The sequence below is a fragment of the Cupriavidus sp. 94F1 genome, assembly GCF_057798875.1.
In genome coordinates this window covers 166083-182514 of the sequence record NZ_JBYOJT010000011.1, presented here as the reverse complement: position 1 = coordinate 182514, position 16432 = coordinate 166083, and the positions used below count along the sequence as shown (strand labels likewise).

Below are 16432 nucleotides of genomic sequence, written 5' to 3'. Positions count from 1 at the left end.
TTGATGCCTTCGTGAGTCAGGCCGGCGAAGATAAAGAGCCGGATCCATTCCTCGCGCAGGATCACCGACGAATAGTCCAGATAGAAGGCGTACAGCCGTTCGGTCAGCGGCAGGGAGCGGTCCGTGATCTGGCGATCCCAGTCCGGACGCCATTGGAAAACCTCGTTGTAGACACGCTCGATCAGCGCGTCCTTGCTGGCGAAATACCGATAGAGAAGGGGCTGTGTGACGCCGATCTGCTTGGCAAGCTCACGTGTGCTGCCGCCGAAGCCATTTCGCGTGAAGTGTTCGATGGCCTTCTCGACAATCTGCTGCTCCCGCTCCTCAGGCAGCAGGCGCCGCGTGGATTTTTCGATGCCTTCGGTGGCGCTTCGTTCCATGGCTGTCTCTCTCGGGCCTGCTGTTCGGGTAATGGCCCGATTCTACCAATCACCCGATCAATAAGAAAAGGCGACGCCCCAGCGCGCTGGCTGCCGCCTCGAAGCGAGGTCGGCAGCCACGCGTCAGTGGCCGGACTTGGCCGTGATACCGAGTTCGCAGTCCACGCGCTGGTTCTGGTAGGCGTTGCGTTCCCACGCGCCGCGCGCTGAGCGATCGGTCACCGAGAACACGTAGATGCCTGCAAACGCCACCAGCATCGAGAACAGTGCCGGATACTCGTACGGATAGATGGCCGACGCGTGCCCGAGCACCTGCACCCATACCGTCGGGCTCAGGATCGTCAGCACCACGGCGGTAATCAGGCCCATCATGCCGCCCATGACCGCCCCGCGCGTAGTCAGGCCGCGCCAATAGATCGACAGCAGCAGCACGGGGAAGTTGGAACTGGCAGCAATCGAGAATGTCAGGCTCACGATGAACGCAATGGTCTGCTTCTCGAACAGGATGCCCAGCAGGATCGACAGCACGCCCAGTACCAGCGTGGTGATGCGCGACACACGCATCTCGTCCTTGTCCGACGCGCGGCCCTTGCAGATCACCGTGGCATACAGGTCGTGCGAGATGGCGGAGGAGCCCGCCAGCGTCAGGCCCGCCACCACGGCGAGGATTGTCGAGAACGCCACCGCACAGATGAACCCCAGGAAAACGCTGCCGCCCACGGCGTGGGCCAGGTGTACGGCCACCATGTTGATGCCGCCAATCACCGCGCCAGAAGGCGTGTGATAGAGCGGATCCTTGGCGACCAGCGCAATCGTCCCGAAGCCGATGATGATGATCATTGCGTAGCCCATGCCGACGATGCCGGTGGCATACAGCACGCTCTTGCGCGCGGCCTTGACGTTACTGACCGTGAAGAAGCGCATCAGGATATGAGGCAACCCCGCCGTGCCGAATATCAGCGCCAGACCGAGCGACACCGCCGAGACCGGATCGGAGACCAGACCGCCCGGGCGCATGATGGCTTCCTGCTTCCCGTGGGCGGCGATGGCATGGTCGAACAGGCTGTTCAGGCTGAAGCCAAAGCGGCTCATCACCATGAACGCCATGAACGCGCAGCCGGCCAGCAGCATGACCGCCTTGATGATCTGGATCCAGGTGGTGGCCAGCATGCCGCCGAAGAACACGTAGACGACCATCAGCACGCCAACCAGCACCACAGCCGACGTGTAGTTGAAGCCGAACAGCAGTTCCACGAGCTTGCCGGCACCGACCATCTGCGAGACCAGGTACAGCAGCACGATCACGATGGAACTCGACGCCGAGAACGCACGTATCGGCCGTTGCCGCAGCCGATACGACAGCACGTCGGCCAGCGTGTAGCGCCCCAGATTGCGTAAGGGCTCGGCAATCAGGAACAGGATGATGGGCCAGCTGGCCAGAAAGCCGATGGAATAGATCAGGCCGTCATAGCCGCTGGTAAACACCAGCGCCGAGATGCCTAGCAGCGAGGCGGCGGACATGTAGTCGCCGGCGATCGCCCAGCCGTTCTGCATGGCGGTGATCTTGCCGCCGGCGGCATAGTGGTCGGCCACGCTGTTGTTACGACGGGCCGCCCAGCGAGTGATGGCCAGCGTGGCCACCACGAAGACGACGAACATGGCGATGGCGATGCCGTTCAGGCCCTGGCCCACCGGCGGCGTGGCAGCCAGGGCGGGCGTGGCAACCGTCAGTACGGCGCAGAAGGCAAAAGAGGCGCGCGTGCGATTCATGACGGCTCTCCGTCGCGGATGTCCGCGATCATCCGGTCGTAGACCGTGTTGGTGCGATACACGTAGATGGCGACGAGCGCGAAGGTGAACGCGAACATGCCGAAACCGACGGGAATGCCGATGCTCATCGGCTGGTCCGGTACCAGCCGCATGGCGAGCAGGTCGGGACGGAAGGCCAGCGTCAGGATGAAGCCGAAGTACACCAGCAGCATCGCGGCGGTCAGTGACCACGAGAAGCGCCGCCGGGTGCGGTGCAGTCGCTCGAAATCGGCGCGGCCCAACATTGGATGCGGTGCCAGCGGGGCGTCGATGGCCTCCGGGTCTTCATGGGTGTTGTAAGGCGCGACGGGGGGCGCGGTCTGTGGGGCGGCTTGAGGCATGGTTGTCTCCTTGTGTTGTTGTCCTTGGCGGTCAGAACCGGCGCGACACGGCGGTCTCGCGCATGACCGCTTCCGGGGTTCGGTAGCGTTCGGCCATGGCGCGGTCTTCGTCGCTCTTCAGTTGGGCCTGCATGTAGGCGCCAAGGTGGCGGGCGTGCTCGACAATGGCCTGGCCCACCTGCACGCGTTCGGCGCTGTAGGCTTCGAGCCCGGCCTCGATGGTCGGCGCGTCCGACAGCGCGCGCGCGAGCGCCATCGCATCGCCGGCCGCCTTGGTGACGCCCATCCCGCAATGGGGCCGCGCCACGAAGGCGGCGTCACCCAGCAGGGCCACGCGACCAAACGCCATTTGCGAAACGGTGAGGTCATAGATCGGCTGGAACAGCGGGTGTGCAGTCCGCCTCACCACTTCGGCAAACTGGGGCGCTAGGAGGTCAGTCGCTGCGCTTTCCATGTCGGCGATGACCTCGGGACGGATCAGGCCCGGAGGAATGCCGGTGGACCAGCATTTGCCGTTGGCATCTGTGAGCAGATCGGCTAACTGGTTGGCACTGGTGGCGCGGTACCACACGAAGTTGAACCGTCGCTGGCCCAGCGTGGTGCTGTTGCGCTCGCCAGCCACCGGGTAGCCGAGAATCTGTTCATGCGGCGGCAGGCAGAACGCGAACTTGTCGAATATCGCGGCGTGCGTCGCCGGTGTCAGGTCGGTCTCGTCGACCAGTCCGCGCCAGGCGATATAGCCTGCGTATTCCAGCTGAGCGGCCGGCAGCAGTTGTTCCCGGATAGTGGACCGGAAGCCATCGGCGGCGATCACCATGTCGGCGCGGTGTATCGAGCCATCCTGCAGCGTGACTTCCGCATGGCCGGTGTGCGATGCCACCGCCGTGACATGCGCGCCGGTGCGATAGAGATCCGGAAACGCCTTACCCAGTACCTCGTACATCTTGCCCCAGGCGGTCAGCGTCTGGGGCAGCTCACGATCCGAAACCGCACTACCATCGCGAGCCAGCGTCACGCGGGTATTGACCGAGACGCCGATGCTGTCGTCGACGGTCACGCCGGCAGCGGCCAAAGCTTCGAACAGTTCCGGGTGCGTGACGATGCCGGCCCCACGACCGGTCAGCGCTTCGGGCGTGCGCTCGAAAATCTCGACTTCCCAGCCAGCCCGTGTCAAAAGGTTGGCGGCAAACAGCCCGCCTACGGAGCCGCCGATGATGATGGCCTTGCGTGGGGATGATGGGATGGGCGTCATGCTGTGGCTCCTGCTTCGGCTTGCGATTGCTGCGGCAGTGCCAGGCCTGCCACTTCTTCGGCGGGGTAGTTGAGTTCGATGGTGACGCCGGACGGGTCTTCGATGAATACCTGGTGCAAGCCCAGGCTGGGGACGGTGCGGTCGCGCCAGGCGATGCCCTCGGCGCGTAGCGTCTGCCACATGGCAGTGACGCCAGTCGCCAGGAAGGCAATATGGTCGACGGTGCCCGTGCCGGCTTCCGGCAACGCCTTGTCGCCGAGATAGGCAGTCAGCCCCGCCGGATTGCTCGGGTCGATGCCGATGATGTGCACGGTGCCGAAGTCCCGTTCGTCGTCGCCCATGTAGAGCCAGGCGCCGGGGAAGTCGAACGGCGGCCGGTACCCACGCCGGAACCCGAGAATGCGTTCGTAGAATGCGCACGACCGTTCGAGGTCCGCCGTGCGGATTGAATAGTGTGCGAGCTTGGTGATCGCCATGCTGTCTCCAGCAAATTATCGATCGATTAGTGATCGTGTGATAAATGTAGTGCGGAAGAGGGACGCAGCCAAGCTCCGGAACGGTAGTGTTTACCCTTGCTCACCGTCCAGCCGGCGCCTTCACGCGAAGGCGTCGGCGACTCTGCAGCGGACCTAGCATCTCTCTTGCGAGTTGGTACGTACGTTCAGCGCGGTCACAGAACCCTTGGCTCTGGGGACGCCAGGTCAGCCGCAACGGCCCAAGGCAGGAATTCGTCGTTCCGGTTGATCGGATGATCGACAATGCGCAGCACTTGACGCAGGTATGCCTCTGGGTCGAGGTCATTGATCTTGGCGCAGCCGATGAGGGGGTACATCGCGGCAGCCCGTTCGCCACCGCTATCAGCGTCAGCGATATACAGTTTTTTCGGCCCAAAGCGACAGCGCGAAGCGCGCGCTCTGCACTGTTGTAGTCGATCTCCAGGCACCCATCGTCCGCATAGCGTGTAAACGCCTCCCAACGCTTGAGCGTATAAAGGATGGCCACCGTAGTATCGGACTTGCGCGAGAGCTGGGCCGCCGTCTCTTCCAGGCAGGTCTTGAGCGTTTTTAGTCGCCGTACAGTCTCGCGTTGCCGGATCTCCCGGCGCAGGTCCGGTGGTTGCCTGCATCTCGCGTTCGATGTCATAGAGTTCGCCGATGCGCGTCAGCGCCTGTACGGTCTCAGCATTGGGCCTCACCGTATGCAGCTCGTAGAATTTGCGTCTGGCGTGAGCCCAGCAAGCGCCCTCTTGCACTCGCCCCATGTCATAGGCAGCGTGAAGCTAGCATAGACATCGGCTTGCAAGGTGCCGGCGAAGGACCTGAGATGGTGTATTGGATGTTCGCCCTTGCGATCGGGCGAATAGGCAAGCCATACCGCCGGTGACGCGCCATGGTCGATGACCGTAGCGCGCGCCACAATGATCGACGGGGAAGGGGTACCCATTTCCCTGGCAGAACTTCGCCGCGCCGCTTCCGGCAGAACGGAAAGCTGGCATCTCGACTTCTCCAGCATTGCAGCCCTCCCAAAAGCGGGTTAGCGCACCAAGCGCAAGAAACCGACAATTCTGCGAGAAGCCGTGCGAGGCCGAAGGCAGAATCGAGATCCCCGACACCGGTGCTCATAGACCTGCCCTTTGGCAGGTGGCCATGATTCCCTTCACCGTACGCGTTGGCGACTTCGCGCGAAACGGGGCGCTGGCTTGCCTCCTGTGTTATCCAGCGCACGCAGGGCGCAGGCCAAGCTTCGGTAAGCTAAAAATACCACCGTATGTTTGGATAACAGACTGCAAGTGCCACGCGGCCCGCGATCGTGTCCGCCCCTGCGGACCGTCGCATGCTCTTGTCATGCAGGCGTTGGGGCATTATCAGCGCCTGCCGACCATGTCGTAATATGAGCTCTGAGGCCGCCGATCGGAAGGCGAGAGATGACGAAAAAGCTAGTTGACCTCAAAATTTACTTCGTCAGCGTGCTAGCAACGGGTTTGATGGGCGTAGGATTGATCTTCCTGGGGGCGGGCACTAAAGAAGGCAGCGCCGATCCAGCGCCCCGGCCTTCAAGCGCGGTGATACCGTCGGGGGCGCTGCGTATACGTCACGTTTTCATTGTGGTGCTGGAAAACAAGGACTATAAGGAGACCTTCGATTCGAGCTCGCAGGCGCCATATCTGCAGAAGACCTTACCGGCAATGGGAGCCAAGCTAACGGAATACTATGGTACGGCTCATGCCAGTCTGGGTAACTACATCGCGATGATCAGCGGCCAGCCAGCGACGGCAGATACGCAGGAGGACTGCCCGGTCTTCAAGGACTTTGTTCAGACGGGGACTTCCTCAGATGGCTTTCCCGTGGGCAATGGCTGCGTTTATCCGCCCATTGTCAAAACCTTGCCCGATCAATTGAAGGCCAGGAACCTGACGTGGAAGGGATATATGGAGGACATGGGAAGCGATCCGGCGCGTGAGAGCACGACCTGCGGGCACCCGGTGATCGGCACCGCCGACCTTACCAACATGGCAGTTGCGCCGAGCGCAAAGGTACCGAGCGGCGATCAATATGCGACTCGCCACAATCCTTTTGTGTACTTCCACTCCATCATCGATTCGCCTGACTGCAATACGAATGTGGTGGCGCTAAACGAACTCGAAGCTGATTTAGCATACATAGAGACTACACCCAATTTTGTCTTCATCACGCCGAATCTGTGTTCGGACGGTCATGACGGCGACGGCACCGGGATGCCTGGCAGGGGCTGTGTGGACGGCAAGCCCGGCGGCCTAACCTCGGCCGACGAATTCCTCAAGACCTGGGTGCCTAAGATAATTGCGTCATCCGCTTACCGGCAGGACGGATTGCTGATTATCACCTTTGATGAGGGCGAGGCGTTCAAAGGAGATGCATGCTGTGGCCAGCAGATGGGCCCCAACGCGAAACGCCCGTCCTCACTGCGGAGCGTCCTCGCGCATACACTGATGCAACAAAGCTACGGCGGCGACCGGACCGGGGCGGTACTGATCTCCCCCTTCATTAAACCGGGCACGGTGAGCGACACTCCTTATAACCACTACGCCCTGCTCAAGAGTATCGAGAATATTTTTCAGGTAAACGAATACCTTGGCTATGCCAGCCAGCTCGGCCTCGTTGCTTTCGGTTCTGATATTTTCGCAGACTGACGCATAGCTCGAAGCTTCGGCCCGCGATATTGAGTCCAGTCAGAATTGTTCCGTAGCCTTGGCCGATGGCTGGGCGTAAGAACAGTTCGCTCCCCACTCGGGCGGCGAAGGGTAGTTTATGAAAATGCGCTGCGCGCAATTTTTCTCAGTTCATTCCCAGTCCATACGATGGATCTGTGTCGTTTCGCGTGACGGCGATCGTCTTCTTCGTGCGCGTACTGGCTCGTCGTGTTGATGGAATCGTGCCCGAGATTGTCGCGCACGGTTCGCAAATCCTTCTAGCTGTCCAGCATGTGCGAGGCAGCGGTATGTCGCAGCCAGTGAGCGGACGCTTCGCGAATATGGGCGGCATGCTCGACGTATTCCTCGCCCTTGTCTTCGGTCCAGTCGGCTGAGCGCTCGAAAACGTCCTTTATTGCGTTGTGAACGGTTTTGCGATTGACGCCTTCGCAGGGAGGACAATATGCCGCGACCAATGGCTTGAGACGTGGGACAACGAGCACCGACCTGGCGCGCGTGAAGCTTGTCCACTCCAGCAGGCGACCCCAGCGTGACCTAGCAACGACGCAAACAACCGCAAGAGCAGTCTTTCGAAAATGCGGCCGCAATGGCGCTTCATGACCGCATTCGGTCTTCGGCCCACGTTCCGCAGGCCGGCTCAGTCCAGTCGGCGGCTCGCGACCCGTCTGAGACATCCGACCGTCGAAACACCAGCGGCTGCTTCCGCCGACGAAACCGCCATTCGGACGGTTACTCCAGCCCTCCACCAGCGGCGATTCGTGGCCGGTCTCCGCCCTCGGCCCACCCGAACAGCTCTTGCGGAGCCCAGGGGCCAACTGACAACCCTTCTGCGACGGTCGCTCGCTACTAGCCATTGGCCGTTTTCGCGGTCTAAACGGACTTCGTTAAGTGCATGGCGTGCGGGTCGGGATGTCAGCTTGTACGGTCTGTCGCTGACTTTCTCTTGACGCCTGTCGCCTTGAGCCTTTCCGTAAGGAAATCGATGAACGCCCGAGCTCGCGCTGTCTGGTTTCGCCGCTGAGAGTAGTACACGAACAAATCGGCGGAAGGCAGCTTGTACTCTGGCAGCAGAATTCTAAGACGACCGCTTTCTACATACTTGGCCAGATCCCACTCAGAGCGGATCAAGATGCCGTGGCCATCGAGAGCCCATCCCAGGACGATGTCTCCATCATTGCTGGATAGAGCGCCGTCCACCTTTATGGTTTCCTGATGGTCATCGTGCTCAAAGCGCCAGACGCCGTAGGCACTGTCGTTCTGCCGATGGATGATGCAGCGATGGTGTGTGAGATCGGCAAGCGTTTTGGGGGTGCCGAACCGATCCAAGTAGCCCGGAGACGCGCAGACAAACCTTCGGTTTGACATGATTCGGCGGGCAGACAGTCGGCGGTCAGGGAGGGAGCCGAATCTGATGGCCAGATCAATCCCGCTTTCAACAAGATCGACCGGTCGATCAGTCACCTCCAGTTGGACTTCGACATGCGCGTAGCGTTTTGCAAACTCGGACACGAGAGGCGCGATCGTCGTGCGACCGAAGCCGAGCGTCGCATTTACGCGCAGAAGCCCCCTCGGCTCTGACCCACTGCTGGACACAACGTTCTGCATCTCCTGAAGGTCAGCCAGAATTCTCGTCGCGTACGACAAATAGGTCTCGCCCTCCGTCGTGAGGCTGATACTTCGCGTCGTCCTATTGACTAGGCGCACACCCAAGCGGCTCTCCATTTGCGCAAGGCGCTTGGTCGCTGCCGGCGGCGTCAAGTCGAGTTCGCGCGCGGCGCCAGAGAGCGTGCCCAGCTTGGCGATAAGGACGAAGAACTCAAGTTCCGAAGCGAGATCAGTTTTCACTTTGACTTAATAATGTTGTGACTCTGATTCAATTTTAGAACAGTCTCCCGCACCTATGCTACGCACTACCACGCCGCTGGACGTGCGTGTTTAGTGAATTTGGAGACACACTGTGAGAATCGTAGAAATCCGCGAGAAGACCTTTCCCATCAGCTCGCCCATCCGCAACGCCTACATCGACTTCAGCAAGATGACCCTCAGCCTGGTTGCCGTGATCACCGACGTGATCCGCGACGGGAAGCCGGTGGTGGGTTATGGATTCAACTCCAACGGTCGATATGGACAGGGCACCCTGATGCGCGAACGGTTCATTCCCCGCATCATGGAAGCAGATCCGGAATCGCTCGTCGACAGCACCGGAAACAACCTGGACCCGCACAAGGTGTGGGACACCATGTTCAAGAATGAAAAGCCCGGCGGCCACGGCGAGCGGTCTGTCGCCATCGGCACGATCGACATGGCGATTTGGGATGCCGTGGCCAAGATCGAGGGCAAGCCGCTGTTCCAACTGCTGGCTGATCGATACGGCAATGGCCAGGCGGACCGCAAGGTGTTCGTCTACGCGGCGGGCGGCTATTACTACCCGGGCCAGGACCACGGCAAGCTGAAGGACGAGATGCGCAGCTACATCGACCGCGGCTATACGGTCGTCAAGAAGAAGATTGGCGGCGCCTCGCTCGACGAGGACCTGCGTCGTATCGATTCCGTCCTGAGCGTGTTGCAGGACGGGCAAAAGCTTGCAGTCGACGCCAACGGCCGATTTGATCTCGATACCGCGATCCAGTATGCGAAGGCGCTCTCTCAATACGACCTGTTCTGGTACGAAGAGCCGGGCGACCCGCTGGACTTCGAGCTGCAGGCCACACTGCGCAACTACTACGACAAGCCTATGGCGACCGGCGAGGACCTGTTCTCGATGCAGGATGCTCGCAACCTCATCCGCTATGGCGGCATGCGTCCTGACCGCGACTGGCTCCAGTTCGACTGCGCTCTGAGCTACGGCCTGGTGGAGTACCTCCGCACGCTGGACATGCTCAAGGAGCACGGTTGGTCGGCGCGCCGTTGCATCCCGCACGGCGGCCATCAGATGTCGCTCAACATTGCGGCCGGCCTTGGCCTGGGTGGCAACGAAAGCTATCCCGATCTCTTCCAGCCGTTCGGTGGCTTCCCCGATGGCGTCAAGGTCGAGAAAGGCTATCTCACGATGCCAGATCTGCCGGGTATTGGCTTCGAAGGCAAATCCGATCTGTACAGCGTGATGCAGCAACTGTCGGCATAACCGGCAGACAATAAGACATAAACGGAGACAACCATGTGGATCAGACAAGCGGCCGCACGGGCCGCAACCCTTTGCCTAGTCAGTGGCTTGATGCTTGGAGCGGGTTACGCCTGCGCCGAATATCCAGAGAAGCCGGTTACCTTGGTTGTCCCGTTCGTGGCTGGTGGCCCGAGCGACAAAATTGCGCGCGACGTTGCCGAGGCGTTGCGCAAGACGCTTGGGACCACTGTGGTCGTCGAGAACACGGCGGGGGCGGGTGGCACCATTGGCACAGCCCGTGTGGCTCGCGCCGCGCCTGATGGCTATACGCTGCTTGTCCACCACATTGGTTTGGCTACCGCACCCGCACTCTACAAAAAGCTCGGATACAAGACCTCGGATCTTGCCTTTGTTGGCCTCATCAACGAGGCGCCTTCGACGCTCATCGGAAAGACAACGCTGACGCCGAACAACTTCGCGGATCTCCGGAAGTTCATCAGCGCCAGTGGCGCGAAGCTAAACCTGGCGAATGCGGGCGTGGGTTCGGCCTCACATCTTTGTAGCCTGCTGCTGCAAAGCATGCTCAAGAGCGACATGACGTTCGTCCCATACAAGGGAACCGCACCAGCAATGTCGGACATCATGGGCGGGCAGGTGGATCTGATGTGCGAGCAGGCGACCAACAGCACGCCGCAAATCGAAGCCAAGAAGGTGAAGGCATACGGAGTCACCAGCGCTCACCGCTCCGCAGTGCCCGCGCTGGCAGGCATTCCCACGCTTAGTGAGGCGGGGCTCCCCGGCTTTAACTTCACGGTCTGGCATGGTATCTACGCACCTCAAGCGACGCCGCCGGCTGTGCTCGAGAAGATCAACAAGGCGCTTCGCGCAGCGCTGAAGGACCCCGGCCTGATCAAGCGCGAGGAGGCGCTCGGCATCACGGTCATCGCCGATGATCGACGTTCGCCAGCAGGGCACAAGAAGTTCTTCGATGACGAGGTCGTCCGCTGGACGAAGGTCATCAAGGACGCAGGAATCCAGCCCGAGTGATGTAGCGACTTCGCTACTGTGGCGCCGAGCCTGCGCCAACTCTGGTTACTAATCTCAACAATCGCCAAGCGGCTGCAGCCATGCGGCCGCTGCAGGGCCACGTGCGTCCGAAGTCTGGCGATTGCATTTTCGAATCGCACAAGCAGGAGACAACGCAGTGCGGCCATCCACCCTCAAAAAACATCTCTCCAAGCTCTACGTCCAGGTCTTGATCGGCATCGTGGCCGGCATTCTGCTCGGTCATTTCGCACCGGGCATTGGGGAGCAACTGAAGCCGCTCGGAGACCTCTTCATCAAGCTCATCCGCATGTTGCTGGCTCCCATCATATTCGCGTCAGTGGTGGTTGGTATTGCGCGCATGAACGATATTCATGAAGCCGGGCGTGTCGGGGTAAAGGCCGTCATCTATTTCGAAATTGCGTCTACCGTAGCGCTGGCGATTGGCCTAATCGTGGTCAACGTGTTCAAGCCTGGTCACGGTATGAACATTGATCCCGCGCACCTCGATGGCGGCGCCATCAAGGCATACACGAGCGCGGCCGAACATCACTCGTTGCTCGATTTCCTGATGAGCATTGTGCCCAACACTGTCGTTGGTGCCTTCGCCAATGGAGAGATGTTACCCATTATCTTCTTCTCGATGCTGCTGGCAATCGCCCTGGCTCGACTCGGCCCGAAAGCGGCTCCCTTCGTTGACATGCTAGACATGTTCCTCCACGCGATGTTCGGTGTGGTCAGGATCGTCATGCATGTGGCGCCGATCGGTGCCTTCGGCGGCATGGCCTTTACGGTTGCAAAGTACGGCATCGGGACCTTGGCCTCTTACGGCGAACTGATGCTATGCCTGTACCTGACTTCCACCGCTTTCATCGTGCTGGCCTTGGGCACCGTGATGCGGGTATGCGGATTGTCACTCTGGAAGTTCCTTCGCTATATCAAGGACGAGATTTTCGTGACGCTAGGCACGGCATCGACCGAGGCAGTCCTTCCTCAGATGCTGGTTAAGCTGGAGAAGCTCGGATGTTCCCGGCCAGTGGTGGGCATGGTCCTGCCTACGGGATACACATTCAACGCAGACGGCACCGCGATTTATCTCACGATGGCGACGATTTTTGTGGCTCCCTGCGTGGAGAACCATGTTGGCATTGGGAGACGGGGCAAACTCCGTGATGGGTTTGGCTGACTGCGTGTTTTCAGATTGGCTGCCCGAGCATCAGCCATTGTCGAGTCATGAATGCCTTATATTCGACGACTGGTTTGGCTTTTCAGTAGTCGCGACACCGCGCCGATAATGTCTGAGGGAAGACAAGGCTTTGCAAAGACGGCGTCAAACAGGTGTGGATAACGGCGGCCGAACTCTGCCTGAGCAGCAGTCAATAGCACGACGGGAATATGGGCGGTGGTGGCGTGGGCTCGCAGCTCCTGCGCAAGTTCAAGCCCCGTCATAAGAGGCATCATAAAGTCCGTGATGATCAAGTCCGGATGAGTCTCTACCACCAAACGCAGACCTGATTCGCCATCGGCGGCGGTTCGCACTGAAAACCCCTCCGCCGAAAGCATGAAGGCCATCACATCGGCATTCATTGGCTCGTCGTCGATGACAACAATGGTGACCATGGTTCGGAAATTCGCCAGACGTCTGAGCGGGGCATGCCGGTACGACAGAGCCCACTCGGACGCATCTGTCATGCAGCTGTTGCTGAAAAGCGTTTGCACAGCCACGCTGCGGGAGCGCCGATGAGCGGCAACTGACGCCACAGTGTGGCAGCGTCCCAGAAGTCTTGATGGCGTGCTACAAGACCGTCGTCATCAAAGGAAAGCTGGGTGCAGCCAGGTACGTCGAAGGGATGCCGTCGCACTTTCCCCGTGAACCTCCAGGCAACAAACGCTTCACGCCCGCTGGTCGCGCGTGCCTGGATCGAAAAACGCGGCGTCTCGACACTCTCGAACATATGCTCAAAGACCGCCCGGATCGAGGCGACTCCGCAGACGTCGTTAAACGGGTCGCAGAAGCGCGCATGCGGCGCGTAATAGTGTTCCAGATGCGCGAGCGAGGCGGGCGATAGCCCCTCGTACCACGTCAATAACTGGGAGAGGGCATGGGGCGTCGGGGTATCTTGATCGGGCATGTCGGACGAAGCGTTCATGATGCACGGGTTAGTCGCTGCAGCAGGCCCAGGCTAAACCGGTAGGGCAGCAGACTGACGAGGCGAACCAGGCGCGTGAACCGTTGCGGGAATGCGATTTCGAATCGGCCTCGTTCCAACCCCTCGACAATCGCTTCGGCTGCGGCTTCTGGCGTCATGAGCGCCGGCATGCGGAAGGCGTTGCGTGCGGTCAGGCGCGATTTGACGAAGCCCGGGTTGATCAGATACACGCCGAGGCCGTGGGCACGGAGTTCCGCGTACAGGAGCTCTGCCAGGTTGATCAGGGCCGCCTTGGACGGTCCATATAGCGTGGCGTTGGGTAAGCCGACGTAGCCTGCGACGCTTGCCACGATGGCGATACCGCCCGAGCGCCGCAAACGCATCGCAGGCAGAACGGCGCTCAGCCCGTAATACACGCCGCAAACATTGGTTTCTATCGTGTCGTGCGCTTCTGGCGCATTCAATTCCCAAGGGCTTAGGGGGCGGTAATCCGCCGCGCAGAAGACCACCAGGTCGAGCCCTTGCCATGCTTCACAAAGCGCGTCGTGGGTCGCTTTCCAATCTTGAGGCTGGCGCACATCCATGGTCAGCACGACGCCATTGGGATGGCCTTCGACCACCGCCAGCAGTGCGCCGGCGCGACGCGCCGACACTGCGACCCATGCCCCTTTCGAAAGCAAATCCCTGGCGAGTGCCGCCCCGATCCCGCTCGAGGCGCCGACCAGCCAGACGCGCTTGCCATGCCAGTCGCGCAAGCGGGGGTTAAGGTGCCAACCGAGGATCATGTTCGTGCTCCTACGGCGCCGGGCGACGAAAAACGAGCGTTACCTGTCCGACTTCGAAGCCAAATTTGGTGACACGGGCGCGATTGATCATCGTTTGCGGGTCGATAAGGACCATCATGTCGTCGAACTGGACGTCGTAGACCTTCCCTTCGACCGGAAGGTGCAAGGTATAGCGCCACCGGAGGACATTGCCAGCAGATTCTCCTCTCGCCGTGCCAACGATATCCGGGGCTTCGCCACGCCAGTCGCCGTCGGGCCCACGTTGGAGCGTCCAGGTACGTTCCTGTGTTGTGCCATCGCTGTAGCGAAACGCCTCGTGCAGGACGAATTGATCCTGAGACATGCGACCGTCGAGGGCCACATGGAATCGTTTGACGATTTCGCCACTGCGTTTCTGGAACATTCCCCAGGCTTCGGTCTTGCCTGCAAAGAACTGGGTCACGTCCAAAACTGGCTGCTCCTGTGCATACAGGCTGACATCTGGCGTCGTGCAGGCCGTGCCGAGAATCGTAGCGGCGCCTAAGATCATCGCGACGAGCGGCTTCATTGGTGTTCCTTCGTGACGGTTGCGGTGGGCGAACTCCAGCGCAGTGCCATAAGGGCTCCGAACTTGAGCAGGCAGGGAAGGCCAGCGTAGGCAAGGGCGAGCGCCATGCCCGGCGCGCCGAGAGCGGGGGTGCCCGGCTGGTAGCCTAGCCAGGCTAGCCCTGGGAGCATCAGGGCCGCCAGGGCCAGGCATAGCTTGCCGGTCAGGGTCCAGATGCCGAAGTACGCGCCCGACCCCTCGCGATCAGGTATGCACTGGGCCAGCAGGACGGCCGGCAATGCAAGATCCGCCCCGAGTGCGAATCCCGATCCGGCGCAGGCCACGAGGAACGGTACGAGGTCTCCCGGCCCTAGCGTCGCGGTCCACACGAACGCCATGATCGCGAGGCTCATTGCGATGCCCCAGGCACGCTGGGGACCGACGCGCCGGGAAATCCGGACCCATAGCGGCAGCCCGATGGCCGCAGCCAGGAAATACAGACCAAGACTGGGAGCGACCCACTGCATGGCGCCCAGCCGGTCTTCGATAAAGAAAACTGCCAGTGAGGCCGGTATGGCGACAGATAGCCCGTTCAAGAAGTAGGGCACCAGGATCTTGCGGAACGAGCCGTTGCCGCGCACGGCACTCCATACACTCAGAATGGAGCGGTCTGCTCGCCAGCGCCCGGCGTTAAGTCGCGGCAGGCGTGTTGCCTGCCAGGGCGGTGCAAAGCGGAGCGCCCACAGTGCTCCAATTAGCAGAACGGAGAAAAGCACAATGAACGGGGACATGGCGTCCCCCTGCGCCGACGCTTCGCCTGCCAGTAGCCATGAGGGGCCCGCGCTGGCGATGAGGACGCCCACGAGGCCAGCGCCTTCGCGCCAGGCCGCCGCCCGAGTCAATACATCGCTATCGTCCCCTAGCTTGGCACCCCACGCGAGGTACGCAATGTTCATGAAGCTGTGGGCAGCGTATACCGCAACAACGGCGGCGGCAAACCAGACGGCCAGTGCCGTGCCTGCTGCTAGCGGCTTCCACAAGGCCGCAAACGCAGCGGCAAGACACACAGCACTGATCCACAAGGCCGCAGGAAGCCGGCCAGTGCGCGCCAGAGTATCTGCCCAGCGCCCGAAAAACGGGTCTTGTGCGGTATCGACAAGCCGGGCCAGAAACAAGATCAGGCCAGCCGTGGACAAAGGCATGCCAAGGCGAGAGGTGTAGTAGGCCGGGGCCTGCACGTATACGGGCAGCGCCACCATGGCGAGCGGGAGGCCCAGGGCACCGTAGGCGATGAGCTGCGTCGAGCGTATCGTCATCGGGCCAACCCAAGGAGCTTCTGGCGTAGTGCTGGATCCCGAGTCGAGGGCCCAAGCCAGATGGAGAAGAATGCACGGGCAAGCACCGGATCGGCGATTTGGCCGGTCTCGCGGTCATTGGCGAAGAAGCGCGCGCCCAGCTTTGGCGTGTACACGCCAGTCAAGCGATCCCCCGCACGCACGTTGACCAACACACGTGAAAGCGCCTGTCGCCACTGTTCAACGGTGGATTCGGACAACGCATTTCCGTAGATGCGCTGCATTTCTTCAATGCTGGTGTCCACCAGGCGTTGTGCACCGATGTCTCGCGCGTAGATGAGGCGCAACGCGAACGGCTCGTCGAGCACGCCCGCCGGGTCCCCGGGGATGGGAGGCTGGTCTCTCCAAAGCTGCGCTTCATAGATGCGCATCCCCAGCCACCGGTATTCACCTTGCCCGACCATATGCGCTTGCGGCAGGACGTCGCGCCAGGAGTCGGCCGCAATACCCGGGAGAGTTGCCAGCGCAAGCGTCCAGGCTGCCAGGTGCGGTCCCAT

Annotated in this window: 16 protein-coding genes and 2 pseudogenes; 5 read left to right on the top strand and 13 right to left on the bottom strand. The window is 61.0% G+C overall.

The features are described 5' to 3' along the window. The 6 genes and pseudogenes from AC3FJ6_RS22800 to tnpC all read right to left on the bottom strand — a co-directional run. Positions 1-380, bottom strand: a 380-nt coding sequence (locus AC3FJ6_RS22800) for a TetR/AcrR family transcriptional regulator (RefSeq protein ID WP_488773335.1), incomplete at its 3' end; no start/stop codon positions are given. A gap of 123 nt (positions 381-503) precedes the next feature. Next, positions 504-2150 (bottom strand): cation/acetate symporter ActP, encoded by a 1647-nt coding sequence (gene actP, locus AC3FJ6_RS22795; RefSeq protein WP_488771344.1) that lies wholly within the window; start codon positions 2148-2150, stop codon positions 504-506. Continuing rightward, positions 2147-2530 (bottom strand): DUF485 domain-containing protein, encoded by a 384-nt coding sequence (locus tag AC3FJ6_RS22790; RefSeq protein ID WP_488771345.1) that lies wholly within the window; start codon positions 2528-2530, stop codon positions 2147-2149. Before AC3FJ6_RS22790 ends, actP begins: the two co-directional genes overlap by 4 nt. Before the next feature lie 31 nt (positions 2531-2561). Then, positions 2562-3782: an FAD binding domain-containing protein gene (locus AC3FJ6_RS22785; protein WP_488771346.1), complete on the bottom strand. Its 1221-nt coding sequence runs from the start codon at positions 3780-3782 to the stop codon at positions 2562-2564. After that, on the bottom strand, positions 3779-4258 hold the full coding sequence (locus tag AC3FJ6_RS22780) for a VOC family protein (protein WP_488771375.1): 480 nt from the start codon (positions 4256-4258) through the stop codon (positions 3779-3781). Before AC3FJ6_RS22780 ends, AC3FJ6_RS22785 begins: the two co-directional genes overlap by 4 nt. 194 nt (positions 4259-4452) lie before the next feature. Next, positions 4453-5162: pseudogene (gene tnpC / locus AC3FJ6_RS22775) on the bottom strand (IS66 family transposase); the annotation flags it as partial. A 544-nt stretch (positions 5163-5706) separates the two neighbouring features. On the opposite strand from tnpC, the gene AC3FJ6_RS22770 reads away from it, so the two are divergent. Both AC3FJ6_RS22770 and AC3FJ6_RS22765 read left to right on the top strand, forming a co-directional pair. Next, on the top strand, positions 5707-6951 hold the full coding sequence (locus AC3FJ6_RS22770; protein WP_488773861.1) for an alkaline phosphatase family protein: 1245 nt from the start codon (positions 5707-5709) through the stop codon (positions 6949-6951). Positions 6952-7139: 188 nt separating this feature from the next. Next, a complete protein-coding gene (locus tag AC3FJ6_RS22765; protein WP_488773860.1) occupies positions 7140-7346 on the top strand; it encodes a hypothetical protein in 207 nt (68 codons plus the stop codon). A 538-nt stretch (positions 7347-7884) separates the two neighbouring features. On the opposite strand, the gene AC3FJ6_RS22760 is transcribed toward AC3FJ6_RS22765, so the two are convergent. Then, positions 7885-8817: a LysR family transcriptional regulator gene (locus AC3FJ6_RS22760; RefSeq protein ID WP_488773859.1), complete on the bottom strand. Its 933-nt coding sequence runs from the start codon at positions 8815-8817 to the stop codon at positions 7885-7887. Positions 8818-8929: 112 nt separating this feature from the next. Between AC3FJ6_RS22760 and AC3FJ6_RS22755 the strand changes: the two genes are divergently transcribed. The 3 genes and pseudogenes from AC3FJ6_RS22755 to AC3FJ6_RS22745 all read left to right on the top strand — a co-directional run. Beyond that, complete coding sequence (locus AC3FJ6_RS22755; RefSeq protein WP_488773858.1) at positions 8930-10096, top strand: mandelate racemase/muconate lactonizing enzyme family protein; 1167 nt, start codon at positions 8930-8932, stop codon at positions 10094-10096. A gap of 33 nt (positions 10097-10129) precedes the next feature. Continuing rightward, positions 10130-11122: a tripartite tricarboxylate transporter substrate-binding protein gene (locus AC3FJ6_RS22750; RefSeq protein WP_488773857.1), complete on the top strand. Its 993-nt coding sequence runs from the start codon at positions 10130-10132 to the stop codon at positions 11120-11122. A gap of 157 nt (positions 11123-11279) precedes the next feature. Continuing rightward, positions 11280-12269, top strand: a pseudogene (locus AC3FJ6_RS22745) (cation:dicarboxylate symporter family transporter); the annotation flags it as partial. A 92-nt stretch (positions 12270-12361) separates the two neighbouring features. On the opposite strand, the gene AC3FJ6_RS22740 reads toward AC3FJ6_RS22745, so the two are convergent. The 6 genes from AC3FJ6_RS22740 to AC3FJ6_RS22715 all read right to left on the bottom strand — a co-directional run bounded on the left by AC3FJ6_RS22740 (position 12362) and on the right by AC3FJ6_RS22715 (position 16432). Next, complete coding sequence (locus tag AC3FJ6_RS22740; protein ID WP_488773856.1) at positions 12362-12739, bottom strand: response regulator; 378 nt, start codon at positions 12737-12739, stop codon at positions 12362-12364. Between the two features lie 68 nt (positions 12740-12807). Beyond that, positions 12808-13269 (bottom strand): nuclear transport factor 2 family protein, encoded by a 462-nt coding sequence (locus AC3FJ6_RS22735; RefSeq protein WP_488773855.1) that lies wholly within the window; start codon positions 13267-13269, stop codon positions 12808-12810. Beyond that, positions 13266-14054 carry an SDR family NAD(P)-dependent oxidoreductase gene (locus tag AC3FJ6_RS22730; RefSeq protein ID WP_488773854.1) on the bottom strand — a complete coding sequence of 263 codons (789 nt, stop codon included), beginning with the start codon at positions 14052-14054 and terminating at the stop codon, positions 13266-13268. Before AC3FJ6_RS22730 ends, AC3FJ6_RS22735 begins: the two co-directional genes overlap by 4 nt. 10 nt (positions 14055-14064) lie before the next feature. Continuing rightward, positions 14065-14601 carry a DUF3833 domain-containing protein gene (locus tag AC3FJ6_RS22725; protein ID WP_488773853.1) on the bottom strand — a complete coding sequence of 179 codons (537 nt, stop codon included), beginning with the start codon at positions 14599-14601 and terminating at the stop codon, positions 14065-14067. Beyond that, positions 14598-15896 carry an MFS transporter gene (locus AC3FJ6_RS22720; RefSeq protein ID WP_488773852.1) on the bottom strand — a complete coding sequence of 433 codons (1299 nt, stop codon included), beginning with the start codon at positions 15894-15896 and terminating at the stop codon, positions 14598-14600. The genes AC3FJ6_RS22725 and AC3FJ6_RS22720 overlap by 4 nt, the downstream gene beginning before the upstream one ends. After that, complete coding sequence (locus tag AC3FJ6_RS22715) at positions 15893-16432, bottom strand: chalcone isomerase family protein (protein WP_488773851.1); 540 nt, start codon at positions 16430-16432, stop codon at positions 15893-15895. Before AC3FJ6_RS22715 ends, AC3FJ6_RS22720 begins: the two co-directional genes overlap by 4 nt.